General features: G+C 59.0%; 14 protein-coding genes. 2 read left to right on the top strand and 12 right to left on the bottom strand.

Going from position 1 to position 13801, the window contains the following annotated elements; translation table 11 throughout:
* Both CLV97_RS15960 and CLV97_RS19000 read left to right on the top strand, forming a co-directional pair.
* The coding region (locus tag CLV97_RS15960; protein WP_106346529.1) for an IS5 family transposase at positions 1–432 on the top strand (432 nt) is incomplete at its 5' end.
* Positions 408–635: a thermonuclease family protein gene (locus CLV97_RS19000; protein WP_170070578.1), complete on the top strand. Its 228-nt coding sequence runs from the start codon at positions 408–410 to the stop codon at positions 633–635. The genes CLV97_RS15960 and CLV97_RS19000, both read left to right, overlap by 25 nt.
* Positions 636–762: 127 nt before the next feature.
* Here the strand turns inward: CLV97_RS19000 and CLV97_RS15970 are convergent, their stop codons facing one another.
* The 12 genes from CLV97_RS15970 to yhfZ all read right to left on the bottom strand — a co-directional run bounded on the left by CLV97_RS15970 (position 763) and on the right by yhfZ (position 13724).
* On the bottom strand, positions 763–2874 hold the full coding sequence (locus tag CLV97_RS15970) for a M28 family metallopeptidase (protein WP_211295775.1): 2112 nt from the start codon (positions 2872–2874) through the stop codon (positions 763–765).
* 95 nt (positions 2875–2969) lie between these two features.
* Positions 2970–3509, bottom strand: coding sequence for a GNAT family N-acetyltransferase (locus CLV97_RS15975; protein WP_106346531.1), 540 nt, complete (start codon positions 3507–3509; stop codon positions 2970–2972).
* A 236-nt stretch (positions 3510–3745) separates the two neighbouring features.
* A complete protein-coding gene (locus CLV97_RS15980; protein ID WP_106346532.1) occupies positions 3746–4534 on the bottom strand; it encodes a putative hydro-lyase in 789 nt (262 codons plus the stop codon).
* Between the two features lie 27 nt (positions 4535–4561).
* Positions 4562–5770, bottom strand: a complete 1209-nt coding sequence (locus tag CLV97_RS15985; RefSeq protein ID WP_106346533.1) for an NRAMP family divalent metal transporter — start codon at positions 5768–5770, stop codon at positions 4562–4564.
* A gap of 285 nt (positions 5771–6055) precedes the next feature.
* Positions 6056–7270 (bottom strand): phosphopentomutase, encoded by a 1215-nt coding sequence (locus CLV97_RS15990; RefSeq protein WP_106346534.1) that lies wholly within the window; start codon positions 7268–7270, stop codon positions 6056–6058.
* A complete protein-coding gene (locus CLV97_RS15995) occupies positions 7267–8457 on the bottom strand; it encodes a YhfX family PLP-dependent enzyme (protein ID WP_106346535.1) in 1191 nt (396 codons plus the stop codon). Before CLV97_RS15995 ends, CLV97_RS15990 begins: the two co-directional genes overlap by 4 nt.
* Positions 8458–9570, bottom strand: a complete 1113-nt coding sequence (locus CLV97_RS16000; RefSeq protein ID WP_106346536.1) for an aminotransferase class I/II-fold pyridoxal phosphate-dependent enzyme — start codon at positions 9568–9570, stop codon at positions 8458–8460.
* A gap of 11 nt (positions 9571–9581) precedes the next feature.
* The gene (locus tag CLV97_RS16005; protein WP_106346537.1) at positions 9582–10496 is read right to left on the bottom strand and encodes a phosphotriesterase family protein; all 915 of its coding nucleotides are present in this window, start codon (positions 10494–10496) and stop codon (positions 9582–9584) included.
* A 48-nt stretch (positions 10497–10544) separates the two neighbouring features.
* Complete coding sequence (locus CLV97_RS16010) at positions 10545–11840, bottom strand: YhfT family protein (protein ID WP_106346538.1); 1296 nt, start codon at positions 11838–11840, stop codon at positions 10545–10547.
* Between the two features lie 110 nt (positions 11841–11950).
* Complete coding sequence (locus tag CLV97_RS16015) at positions 11951–12313, bottom strand: DUF2620 domain-containing protein (RefSeq protein ID WP_106346539.1); 363 nt, start codon at positions 12311–12313, stop codon at positions 11951–11953.
* Positions 12310–12681, bottom strand: coding sequence for a PRD domain-containing protein (locus CLV97_RS16020; RefSeq protein ID WP_146130530.1), 372 nt, complete (start codon positions 12679–12681; stop codon positions 12310–12312). Before CLV97_RS16020 ends, CLV97_RS16015 begins: the two co-directional genes overlap by 4 nt.
* A gap of 110 nt (positions 12682–12791) precedes the next feature.
* Positions 12792–13724 carry a GntR family transcriptional regulator YhfZ gene (gene yhfZ, locus CLV97_RS16025; RefSeq protein WP_106346541.1) on the bottom strand — a complete coding sequence of 311 codons (933 nt, stop codon included), beginning with the start codon at positions 13722–13724 and terminating at the stop codon, positions 12792–12794.
* Positions 13725–13801 lie beyond the last annotated feature (77 nt).

A 13801-nucleotide genomic window follows, 5' to 3' on the forward strand; every position in this document is an offset into this window, starting at 1 on the left:
ATGATGGTATCGGATGGAAACGGGGTGCCGATCGGTCTGTATCTGGACAGCGCCCAACATCATGAAATCCGGTTGGCGGAAGCCACCCTGAAAACGGTTCGGGTACCGCAAAGGCGGGGACGTCCCCGAACGCGGCCCAAGGAATTGGTGGCTGACAAAGCTTATGACAGCCGTTCTTTCCGAATCTGGTTGCGCCGACGGGGGATCAAGCCCACCATTGCCACCATTCATCGAAAAAGCCGCAAACCCCGTCGTGGCCGCCCCATCCGTGTGGGAGAGGGATACCGCCGGCGTTGGATCATTGAACGCTGCTTCGGGTGGATGACCAATTACCGTCGGTTGGTAGTTCGGTATGACCGATATTTGCATATATATAGAGCTTTTTGCCTGATCGCATTCATTATTTGGTGTGTAAACCGAATTTTGAAATAGCTTCTAGAGACCGTGGAACGGGATTCGTTTATGTAAATGACGAAGATATCGCTCTATTACTGTTAAGGGAGGGATACCTGAAGGTCTATCCAAGCGATTGGGAAATCGACGGGAAGAAGATGAGGGACAAGCTGCAAACCTACCAGAGGGCCGAAGAGTTGGCCATGGAAGAGGATAAGGGCATATGGGGGAAATTTGATTAGAGGTCCGAAGGACGAAAATATCAACTCGCCCTCTCCGGCGGTGACCTTCCCCTTCCTTCACGCCGGCGAGGTGATCTTAAAACGAAAACGAGCGGCAAGCCGGTTCATCGGCCTGCCGCTTTTACATTCACTGCTCCACTGCCCTTTTGGCCGTTCGGGTAGCTTTCAACAGCGATTTTTGAAGCTGATGGACGGCTCTGAGCAGGGCCTTCCGATCTCCGTTCTCAATCGCCTCCGCCAGGGCGGGCAGGGGTTGTGCCGCGTACCCCGTGGTCAGTCCCGGCGCCCAAATCTGATGCTTGTACCAATTACGCCCGGGAAGCCCTTCCGGCCGGGTCAGGTCGCGCTCCTGCTTAAGAAGGGCCGAATTGATTTTTTGCAATTGCCGGCGTTCTTTCGGAGTCACACCGTCGGAGAGCATCCCAAAAGCTTGTTCTTCCAAAAGGACGGCCGCATTTTTCCACCGCTCGGCTTGTCCGATCAGAGTAGACAGATCGACTCCCAGAGTCCCCTGTTCCTCCAATTCTTTCAACAGCTGAACCACTTCTTCGGCATAATCGGAATACCTGAACGGAAGCACGTCGGCATTGGCCAACCGGAGAGCCATGATTCCGCTGACACGTGCACTGGCCGCATGATGGGCATAACCGGGATCAATGAACCGTTCAACGGTCTCCGAGTTGTCGTAAGCGCTGTGATACAAGCCCTCCCCCGAGCTGAAGCCGGTATCCGCCGAGGGAACGCCTGCATGCTGGAGAAAGGCGGTGTAATCGGACCCGCTTCCCAACTGCCCGATTGTCGGCAGCTTGCCGCCAGATCGCTCCTTCCAATCATCATATATGGATGTCCCGGTCCGAGGCTCCGTCACCTCCCGGGTCACCGAGTAAATCAAATCCTTCATGGAAGGAACCGCCGACGCTCCGAAGTACTGGCCGGCCACGCCATCCATGTTGAGATACGCGACCGCATTTCTTGTCAGATCTCTTCGGTTCTCTTCCACCCATTCCGTCGATCCGATGAGCCCGTATTCTTCCCCGTCCCATCCCGCGAGCACAATCGAGCGTTCCGGACGCCATCCCTTTTGGTACAGACTCCCGAGAACCCGGGCGATCTCCATGACAGAGGACCAACCGGAGTTATTATCCCGGGCACCGTAAACCCATCCGTCCCGATGGGCTCCGATCACCACCGTTTCCTCCGGATATTTGCTGCCAGGGATGCGCACAACGATATCATTGACCCTCTTGTTCGCATATTTGATGTCCAGAGATATCTTCACTTTGGTCGGCCCCGGTCCGAGGCGATACGGAAAGGAAAAACCGCCCTGCCAGGATTCCGGCGCTTTCGGCCCTTCCATGTTTTCCAGCAGAAAGCGCGCTTGCCCGTAAGAAATCGGAGTGGTAGGGATTGTCGGCAATGAATCGGCTTTGTCGGGGGAAATGCGCTTTTCTCCCGGAAGAGAGGGATTTCCCGGGGTCAAGGGATCGCCGGGATAACGGTAGATGTAGAGAATGCTGCCGCGTTGAATGGCGTCCGCCGGCCTCCAGGGCCCGTCCGGATATACCTTTCCCCTCGTAAATCCATCGTCAGCCGGATCGGAATAAATGATCACTCCCTTGGCTCCGTGCTTTGCTGCTTGATCCGTCTTGACACCGCGGAAATTTTGTCCGTAACGTACAAGCACGATTTTCCCCTTGACGGAAACGCCCCGTTTCTTCAGCTCTGCAAAATCTTCGGGCCGCCCGTAATTGGCGTAAACGAGTTCCGCCTCCACCTCACCGGCAGGAGAATAGGCGTTATATCCGGGAACCACTTCCTTCGCAAAGGGCGTCCCCGGCGGCAGATCCTCAATCACTTTCAGTTTCCTCTTTTCGGGAGCCGTTTGGGCGATGGAAATCTTTTCGGGGTTTGACAGATAGACATCATAGGACACGATCTTCGGATTAAGTCCCGCTTCTTTCAACTGCCTGACGGCATATTTCAGGGAAGCGCGGTTCCCCTCACTTCCCACCAGTGTCGGACGCAGGCTCATGGCCCGGGAATCGGAGGCGATCCGCTCTTCCTTTACACCTTTTGAAAATCGCTGTTCAAACTCCCGCTGCCACTGTATTTTGTCGTCGGAAAATCCTGCGATTGCCCCGGATGCTTCGGATTTCGCCTGAACCGGAACCACAGTCAGAAAAAGGAGGGATAGAATCATGAGAAACGTCAACCCGGAACGGTGCCGAAAACCTACCATTTCTGATCCCCCGTTTCAAAAAATTATGTCACTACCAATAATTTCAACGTTTGGCCTCTCATTTCCTCCCTTTTCTGCCAAGTAGCGGTTCTCTCTCACCCCCCGAGCTTTTCCCACTCTTTGCGGGAGATCCGGTATACGCAGACATCGGATACGCCGCGGAACTCCGTGGTTTTCCACAGATGCATGCCGTTTTTCTCCGCCACACGGCGGGAGGGCAGGTTGGGAGATTGGATCAGGGAGATGACCCGGTCGACGGGCTTCGTGCGAAAAGCGAAATCCCGCAGGGCCCTTGCCGCTTCCGTGGCCAGCCCCTGTCCCCGGTAATTCCGGTCGATCAGATAGCCCACTTCCAACTCTTCCACACCGTCCACTTCCTGGGTGACGAGCCCGCACCGCCCGATCAGGCGGCCGCTCTCCCTGTGGACGGTGGCGTAGAGGCCGTGTCCCCGGGAGGGAATCACTTCGTAAACATGGCGGTGCAACCAATCTTTCACTTCCGCATAACCGGGCACCCGGCCGCTGCCGATGTATCGCATCGTCCCGGGCTGGGTGTAGATCCGGTACAGGTCATCCAAATCACCCATGACGAAATGGCGCAGAATCAATCGGTCGGTTTCCAATACGACCTTCATTTCCTTGATCCCCTTTCGGAAACAGCATGATATTTTAAGAGACTTCTCCGCCCTTCTCCCCTCTCCTTCCGAAATTCCGCCGCGATCTGCAAGAATCAAAAAGCCGCGGAAAAATCCCGCGGCTCTTCTTCCCGGAAAATCGAAGGTTAGCTTCCCATCTCGGCAGGTTTTTCCGTTGAAGGCATGCTGCGCTCCTACAGGACGTTCGCGGGCGTCCCTTCCGACGGCGATGATCGCTACAACACCCCGAACCGCTCGTCCCGCAGATCGGTGATAAACATGTGTCCCGGAGCATGGGTGATCATAAAATCGGGTTTCACTTCCATCGCCACCGCCTGGGGAGTGACGCCACAGGCCCAGAACACGGGAACCTCCCCCTCCCGAACGGGGACCGGGTCCCCGAAGTCGGGTTGATTCAAGTCGCGGATTCCGATCGCTTCCGGGTTTCCGATCTGCACCGGCGCCCCGTGGACCGCCGGAAAACGGGAGGTCACCTGGACAGCCCGGACCACATCCTTCTCCGGAATGGGTCGCATGCTGACCACCATCGGCCCTTTGAACCTCCCCGCCGGGACGCACGGAATGCTCGTTCTGTACATCGGCACATTGCAATTCTCCTCGATGTGACGTACCGGGATGCCGTTGGCGAGCAAAGCCTGCTCAAAGGTAAAGCTGCACCCGAGGAGAAAAGCGACCAGATCCTCCGCCCAATGGCGCCGGATATCGGTCGTTTCCTCCACCAGCTCCCCATGCCGATAGATGCGGTACTTGGGAAGATCCGTCCGCAGGTCGGCCGACGGCGCCACCAGCCGGGGGACGGGGGAACCGGGTTCCGTCACGTCGAGCACCGGACAGGGTTTCGGATTCCGCACGCAAAATAGCAGAAAGTCGAAGGCCAGATCCTTTTTCAGCACGACCAGGTTGGCCTGTACAAACCCCCTCGCCAAGCCGGAAGTGGGTCGAACCCATTCATTGCGTCGAAAGACGGCCCGCAGCTCGGCGGGATGCATCGCGGCGACATCCATCTTCTCGCCTCCCCGATCCGAATGGAATCAGCTGAACAATTTGGGCAGTTCCGTGAAGAGGGTGACTCCACCCAAATAGGACATGACGACGACGACCAGGACGCCAAAGACCGTCAACCACACCGGATGTTTGTAGTCGCCGACGATCGATTTCCGGTGGGCGGCGATCAGCATAATCCCGAGAGCGATTGGAAGTATCAGCCCGTTCAGGGCGCCGACCAAAATCAGGGTTTTCACGGGGCGGCCAATGGTGACGAAAACCAGGGTCGACAGAACGATGAAGGCGATGATCAGCCTTTTGTGATGCCTGTCCAGGGTCTTGCTGAAGGTCCGAATAAAGGAGACGGAGGTGTAGGCCGCTCCCACCACTGACGTCACCGCCGCTGACCACATCACGATGCCGAACAGTTTGTACCCGATCTGGCCCGCCGCCAGCTGAAAGACGGAAGCCGGCGGATTGGCCTCATCCAGCGACAATCCTGCCGCCACCACGCCCAGGGCGGCCAGGAACAGGATGTAACGCATCAGGGCCGTGATCAAAATCCCCGAGACGGAGCTCCGGTTCACCTCGGGCAGGGCCTTCGTTCCCTTCACCCCGGCATCCAACAGGCGGTGGCCGCCCGCAAAGGTGATGTACCCGCCGACCGTTCCCCCGACCAAGGTCACAATCGCCATGAAAAAGCCCGCCTGGTTCTCGGCCGTAACCTCGGGGACAAAGGAGCGGACCACCGCTTCTCCCACCGGCGGGGCCGAGGTGAACATGACGTACAGGGTGAGGCCGATCATCACAAAGCCCAACGCCAGCGCAAAACGGTCCATCGCCTTTCCGGCTTCCTTCGACAGGAAGATGCCGACGGCGACCAGCGCGCTGACGACCGCCCCGATCTTGGGATCGACGCCGAACAGCACATTAAAGCCGAGACCGGCTCCTCCGATATTTCCGATGTTGAAGGCCAACCCGCCCAACACCACCAGAAACGCCAGGAGGTAGCCGAGCCCCGGCAACACCTTGTTGGCGATATCCTGGGCCCTGTTTTCGGATACGGCGATGATGCGCCAGATGTTCAGCTGGGCCCCGATGTCCAAGAGAATGGATGCCAAGATGACAAATCCAAAACTCGCAGCGAACTGCGCGGTAAATACGGTGGTCTGGGTCAAAAAGCCCGGACCGATCGACGACGTGGCCATCAAAAAGGCCGCTCCCAACAACAAGCTCCAGTTGAACCGCTTTTTCATGCTTTCACCCTCTCTATACACGAAAAATTTCAACATATATCCCAAACTGAGTTCATTTCATCCCATCCCCGACGAGACCGTCCGTCGAATCCGTCGAAATTTTTCAGTATTTTTCTGATAAAAAATTCTACAAATTTACATATAATCAGTTGAAAAAAGAAGCCTCGGCTCATCTTCTCCGAAGGCGATCATTTTCGTATATTATAGAATACTTGCAGACCAAATCAAAGGAAAAAGGAGACAAGAGGGACCGGAAATCAACGTCTTCCGGCCCCTCCCATGCCATCACCGGATCAGCGAATAAAAACTGTTTCCGTTCTCCGGCGGCGGAACGGAAAAGAACTGGGCAACGGTGGCCGCGATGTCGGACAAGGTGTCCCGCTCCCCAACATCTCCGCCCCGCAGGGACTTGCCGTAGGCGAGCAGGAACGTTTTCTCCCGGGTGTGCCCGCTGTGGCCGATGGTCGGATCATTGCCGTGATCGGCGCTGATCATCAGCAGGTCCTCCTCCGACATTCGCTCGAGGATGACGGACAGGGCCCGGTCCACCTCCATGATTTTCTGCGCATACCGGTCCACGTCCTGGGCGTGTCCGGCCAGATCCGTCTCCTGCACCGTGGCCGCGATCAGCCCCTCTTTCACCGAATCCATGACCTCGATGACGGAGCTCATCACCCGTTCCGTTTCCACCGCCGGAATCCGACGGGCCCCATCGCAGGTGATCACATCCTGCATTTTTCCGATCAAGATGACCTCTCTCCCCGACTCGACGAGAATGCTGCTGACCTGGGTCTTCGGGTCGACGCCGTACCCCATATGGCGCACCTGATACCCGCACCCATACACGCCCGACTTCGGCGAATTCACCCCGACGAGCCCGTCGGAGCGCCGCTCGACGCTCTCCCGGATCCGCTCGGGTGAAACCCCCTTCCCGCCCAGGGCGATAACGCGGCTCACCTTCACCGCCGAGCGGACAACCTCACCGATTTTCAGGACCTCGTCGAAGGGAATGCGGTCCAGGGGAGCCGTCACGTTGTAAATCTGGCCGTAGTCGGTTTCAATGTTGTCGGCGATTACCACGAGATCATCGACCAGGAGATAGGGCAGCGCGGGATCGGGGATTTCCACGCGATATCCCCCCAGGGCAAGGGCCTCGCGAACCGTCTCCATATTTTTCACGAAGGGCTCCCTCCGGGGCTTTCGGGGAGCGGTGCCCATGATTTCCTGGTGCCCCGCATAACTGTCGGCTCCGTCGTGCTGAAGCCGCAGGGTTCCGAATCCCGCCCTGGGGGCGCCGGTAGCCGGTTGCAGCCGGGGATGGCGCAAAATGCGGTTGATCCCCAGCCATTCCAGCTGCGGAATCCGGATCTCCTTCGCCCGATCCAGGATGTGATAAAAGGTGTTGGCCCCCCGATCCTGCATGCGCGAAGGAACGATATCGTCCATCGCCCCGACCCCGAGGCTGTCCAAAATCAGGAGGATCGCTCGCCGTCTGCTCATGCCTCCGCCTCCTCCGCCAACGGTTTTCCCAAGCTGTCGTAGATTGCCTTCAGCGACGGCCGCCCCCGCTGGATTCCCTCGACCAGCGCCACCTGGCTGCGCGTAACGAAGATCTGGGTGCGAAAAGCGAAAACCGCCGTGTCCCCGACTTCGATCCGGTGGTTGCCCCTTTCAATCGCCCCGTAGTAATCGATGTACTGCGGCGGCGTCTCCCGCACACGGACCCGGCGTTCCATCATCCCGGGAAACGACTTTCCGACGATCGCCTCCCTCGCCCGGGAGCGCCGGTAAAACCCGCCCCCGTACACGTAGGCTTGATCCCCGTCCAGGTGGGACACTTCGCTGACATACACCATGGCCGGCAATTCGGGCTGATCCCCCCGCTGATGCAGGGGAGTCGTCCCGGTCAGCGCATGACCCGGCTCGCCGTGGGTGGCCCCCAACTCCTTCAGCATCGGGATGGTGGAGACACAGGTGGCGCTGGGCATGTTGATCTGCTCCAGGGAAAGGCTCAGCTCTTGCGACAGCCGCTCGGCGCAGCGGAGGACCGTACGTGCGTTGGCCAGGGGTTGGACGTCGCCCCGGTCATGGTCGTACAGCAAACAGGGAAAGCCCGTAACCCCCGCAATGCGGACGCCGGGCATGCGAAGAATTTCCTTGGCCGCCTCGATCAATCCGCTCTCCCGGAACCCGCCCCGCTGCCCCTCGTACAACACGTCATCGGGGCCGACCACCCGGAGCAGCAACTTTTGCGTTCGACCCATCCTGCTGGCCGCCCGGGAAATTTGCGCCGCCTTTTCCACGGAATAGACGGTGATCACTTCCGGCCCATAGGAAAGAATCTCCTCAATCATCCCGGAGGGGATCTGCACCAGGTGTCCCACATTTCCCAGGGCAACGCCCGACCGGCCCAGCAGTCGGGCTTCCCAGGGGTCGACGGCCACCGCCCGCGGTATTCCGTTGGCGGCGATCAATCGGGCTGCCTCGGGATTCCGGCCGATCTGTTTCGTCATCATATAGAGCCGGATGCCGGCCCGGTCCGCCGCCTGGGCCAGGAGGCGGGCGTTGCGGGCGATCGCATCCAGGTCCAACACATAGGTGTTCGGGGGAATGGCGCCGCTTCTATGCAGATCCACCGCCGCTTCAACCAGTGCCGGATTGCGCTTTAAGGTAACCGATAAAAACATTTACGCCTCGCCTCTGTCTTCAAGGTCAATGAGCGCCTTTTTCAGGATTTCGACGACCAGATCGGCCCCCGATCGCATCGGGTTGATGCGGACAGCCCTTTCCGCCAGCTCCGGACGGCTTTCCAGGAAACTTCCGGACACCCGGTACACCATGGGAAGGATCTCATAGCGGGATTCCGCCCCGACCGGATAGATCGCCGCGCCGTGCCGCTCACAGGCCCGGATCAGAGCGGGGGCAATCGGTCGCCTCAACTCCGCGATCACATTTTTGGATTGGGCATTGGTGATGTACGCCCGTTTCACTTCCGGAACGGCTCCGGCGTTGAGCAGTTCGCACAGCCGCTCCGTCTGTTCGTTTTGCACCGCGAAGGCAACCGGTGCCAGCACGAGGGAGCGAAGCAGCTCCATCGCTTCGAACCCCTGTACCTGTCCGCCGCCGGAATAATTCCGCTCGTGGATCCTCCGGATCCCTTCCCCTTTTCCGACGACGATCCCGATCCCGGGGGGACCGAGCAGCTTAAACCCGGAGAAACAGGAATAGCAGGCCCCCAGTTCGACGCCGATTCGAGGCACCTTCAGGGCGGTGTAATTGTCGTCCACCACGATGGGAAGATCGGGCCGCTCGGCGCGCACCCGCCGGATCACATCGCCGAGATCGTAATCATCCGTCGGCTGCTGACGGGAATGCTGGACATAAAAGAGACGGCACTCCCTCTGCTTCCTCAGAGCATCCCGCAGCCGGTCCGGGTCGTTGTAATCGACGGGCACCGGATTGAGCCCCATGAGCCGCACCGTCTCCTGCGTGGTCTTGTACATCGGACCCGCGTGAGCGAAGAAAAAGTCCCCCGGTTCGAGGAGAACGCTCAGCGCGGAGCGGATCGCCCCGGTCCCGGCGCCGCGGACGAGGGCGCAGGCTTCCGCGCGGAAAAATCGGGCCAACACCCGCTCCACCTTTTCCGTATGTTGCGGACGGCCCGGTCCGGGAACCACGCCGACATCCCCCTGCTGAAAAAACTCCCGTCCCGTAAATTCCTCGGCAATCAAGGAGGTCAACTCAAATTGTTTCTGCTTCGCCTCTTCGATGCTCATCGTCGTCAATACCGGATCGCCCATCGCCAAACCTCCTAAAAGGACAGGAAACGACGCGGATTCTCCACCATCATCGCCTCGATTTCCCGTTTGGACACGCCGTTTTCCATCAATTTCGGGATGAACCGGGTAAACAGGTATTCATAGCCGAAACCGCCGTTGACCTTCAGGTAGGATTTCTTTGTGATGTCGCAGGACAGCATCAGCTGCCCGACGTAACCCCTGTCCAGCAGGTACAACAGATCGGACAGCCGCTCCGACTCGGGGCGGTAATGGTTTTTGCCGATGGTGTCGAACTGGATGTATACCCCCGCCCTCAACATGGATTCATACTCGTCGCGGTTTCCGTTTAAATCCTGATGGCCGATGGATACCTTGGCAAGGTCCACCCCCAACCCGTCAAACAGCCTCACCTGCTCCGGCCCCAGCGTCCCCAGCTCGCAATGGGTGCTGAGGGGAGCCCCCGTCCGCTTCTGGGCCCGGGCGGCAGCCCGGAACACCTTCGCCTCCTCGTCGGTCATCTCGTGCAGGCTGCTGCCGATTTCGGCGATGATTCCGGCCCTCACGCCGGTATCCCCGATTCCCTCCGTCAGTTCCCGCACGAACAGCTCTTCGATTTCCACTTCGCTTAGCTCCCGCACTTCCTCGGGATAATACGACTGCTTGTAATAGCCGGTGGCCGCCACGATCGGCAGGCGGTGCCGTTCGGACAGCCGCCGCAGGGCTTCCACATCCCGTCCCATGCCGCGATTCGTCACCTCGACGACTCCCCCGCAGCCCGCCGCCTTCAGCCTCTCCAACTCCCGGTTCATTTCTTCCGAATCCGACAGGACGGGGTCGTCATCCCGCCGGATTCGGGAGAGGTCCAGAATCAGGTGTTCGTGAATCATGGTCGGACCAAAAGATTCCGGGGAAATGTCCCCGGTAACCGTGCGGATTTTTTTCGTCATATCCGATCCCTTCCACGATGAGATATTTTTTCCGATGACTTTTCTTGCTCATTGCGGCGGCGTCATCAATCCCGCGAGGACCAGCAGGTTGGCAAGAATCCCGACGGCGATGGCGCCGACCGGCCCGACGGCCATGCGGACAATCGGCCGCCCCGCCGCCTCGTTCAGCAGATAAAGGCCCGCGATGAAGAAAAACCCGAAACCGGGAGCCATCGCGTTGGCGGCGTTGGCACCGCCGATCAACAGAGCCACCTCCAGGATGCGGGTCATCGCGGTGCGGATGTTCTCGCCGGACTCCCTCACACCCGGGTACTTATCCAGCAGGCGAGCGATGGAGCTCAACAGCAACACTTCGATCATGATCACGATCGCCCCGCCGATGCCCGCCACCCAGACATTGGGCGCCAACAGTCCCACGACGAACACCAGCGTAAAACCTACCGGTCCGTACACCCCGGTGGCAATGGCCGTACTGGCCACCAGCGGGATAAACCCGATGGCCCGGGCCAGGGCCGCGATCGCCGCATCCGTTTGCTGCCCCTTGGCGAGCAGGTTCAGAGAGATCGGATCGCCGGCGATGATCAACAGATTGGTCGCCATGGCGATCAATCCGCCCATCACCATGAAATAGACCACATGTTTCCGGATCCGGCTGACCCGATCGCTGAACACGGCGGCCAGATCCACCCCTTCGCCCTCCTCGCCGGGTTTCTGCCGCATGGCGAAGACGAACAAAAAGATCATGCCGACGATCAGCGCGATCCCTTCCTGGTTCAGGGTCACGGCCGTCCCCTGAAAGCTCAGCAGGCCGCTTTCATTCAGCCAGACCGCCAGCTGCCGCACCAAAACGGCGGCCAAAAAGGTCCAGACCCCTTTGGCAACGCCAAATTGGAAGGCCACCGCCAGTGCGGGAAACACCATGAACATAACGACCACCGGAGCCCCGACTTCCCCCATCGGATCCAAGACATTGACCGGGAGGTACTCGAACAGTTTGACAAACCCCTCCAGTCCCATCAGCAACGCCGCGCCGTATGCGCCGCCGAGGAGGGCGGCCACCGGGGTCCCCCACCGGTTGTTCGGCGTCGCCAGTCCGATGATGTCCGTCCCCAGCAGGATGCTGTGGATCAGAATGATGCTGGCCGTCAAGGTGAAGGGAATGCCGAATCCGACCACCAGGCCGAAGCCCATCGCAAAGGCCGTCAGCGCCAGCTCCCGCCGGCTGAGGCGCCCTTCGATGTGTTCCGGCACAATCGGCCGCAATCCGTCGTTGAAAACGGCGATCCCCCGGTTTGCCAACACGGCCGCCATGGCCCCCACCAGAGCAACGATGATCATATCCATGGAATCACTCACCTTCTCCCGGGAATTTTGGGCAACCAACCACCCGCCGTCATGAACCGCAGAGCTCCTGCTTCCGAGGGGAGCAGCGCCGATTCAGAGGTTGTGCCCGATCAGGTCAGCTCCTGGATCGCCTTCATGATCATCGGGACGGCCAGTTCCTTGTGATCGGCGGTGAAGCCGAAGGCTTTCTTTCCCGCCCGGACCGCTTCGCGAATCTTCTCCTCGTCGGGTTTGCGCCCCGGCATCGAGACCGTTTCGCACTTGTCCCGGCCGATGACGGCGATCGCCATGGCCAGCGCCCCTCCTCCGCCGGTGTGACAAGCCCCGATGTAATAATCGGCCTTGCCCGTTTTCACCGCCATCGCCGCCTCCAGATCCGACCGGATCACCGTCTCCACACCCTCCGGCCCGTGCTTTCGGACCAGTTCCTCCACCTCTTTCTTGTCCACCTGACCGCCGATTACAATCTTCATGTTTCTTCACCCTCCATTTCCTGTAAAAGGGAAACATAGTGAATGGTCAGAAACCTTTTTTCCGCATCGGGCAAGGCCTTTCCCCACTGACGCTCAATCCATTCGACTTCTCCGACCGCTTCCTGAAGCCATGGAGACGCTTCCACTTCCGCAAACAATTCCTTCGGGGGCGGTTCGATTTCCTCGCAGCGCTCAAGGCGCGTCAAAGCGGACGCAAGGTGTGTGGAAAACATGTTCACCCGGTCCTCCGGAAAACGGCCGTGTGTTGCCGTCAGCCGCTCCACCGCCCTTTGCGCGATATCCGCCGCTTCGGGAGCCACCACCCCTCCCTCGATCAAAATCCTGAATCGTTCTTTTAAACTATTCACCTTAAACACTCCAATATACAGGATATTGTATTATAACGGGAAGAGAGAACTTCTCCCTTGACCCATTCTCATCAGACCAAAGAGAGCACGCTTCCTTCACCCGTCTCCGGTCAATAGCTGGCGAAACGGCGCCCCTTTTCCACATCTTCCTGTACGGATCGAATCCGGTCCACCGAAAGATCTGCCAACCGCTGTTCCACAATCTTTCCCTTCTCCTGATCGACGACCAACACCGCCTCGCTCACCTTTTCGGACAGTTCCCGGGCCCTTTCCGACCGAAACGGCCCGCGGCCGAATCGATCGGCGTACCGCAGTTCGTCCTTGTTCCAGACGGCGGCGTCGATCTTTCCTTCCCTCAGCATGTCGAGCAGCTGCATGTAGTTCACTTCGACCAGTTCCACATCCAAACCGCGGCACTCATAGGATGTCAGCAGATATTGGTCCGCCGAGGTGTAATCGATGCCGACGCGCATCCCGTCGCGGATGGCGGTTTCGGCGGGATCGGCAAAGAAGATTTCGTGACCGGATACGTAGGACCCTGGCCCCAGGCGCTTCACGATGTGCAATCCCGGACGCTGCTGTCTGTGCATCTCCACCGCCAAACCGGAAACCACCGCAAAATCGTACCGGCCCGATTGCAGCGCATCGATGCGGTGGGTCGAACCGCGCATGAAGGCCAGATTAAAGGGGACGTTGATCTCCCGGAAGGCTTCCACCAGACCGGTCGCCAGCCCCTCATACTTTCGCGAATAAGGAAGGGGCATAACCCCGACCACGTGGGACATCCCGGCGATTTCCCACAGGGCCTGATCGTCCTTGCGGCTCAAAAACGTTCCCAGGTGGCCCTTGGACTCCAGCTGAATCGCGCCCATCTCCTCCAACAGCCGCAGCGCCCCCTGAACCGTCCCCCTTCCCAGGGACAATTCATCGGCAAAATCGCTGATCCGCGGAATGCGCTCCCCCGGCTTGACGGACAAGAGGTGACGGGCGATTTCCCTCGCGGCCAACCCGTTTTTGGTGTACATTCGATCGGATAATGTCATGGTTCACTTCCTGAACTTCTACAAAATACGGTTTTTTGTATTCAATTTGAATGTATCATTTCCCGCTTCTCTGTGCA

The organism is Planifilum fimeticola (assembly GCF_003001905.1).
In the GTDB taxonomy this organism is placed as follows: Bacteria; Bacillota; Bacilli; order Thermoactinomycetales; family DSM-44946; genus Planifilum; species Planifilum fimeticola.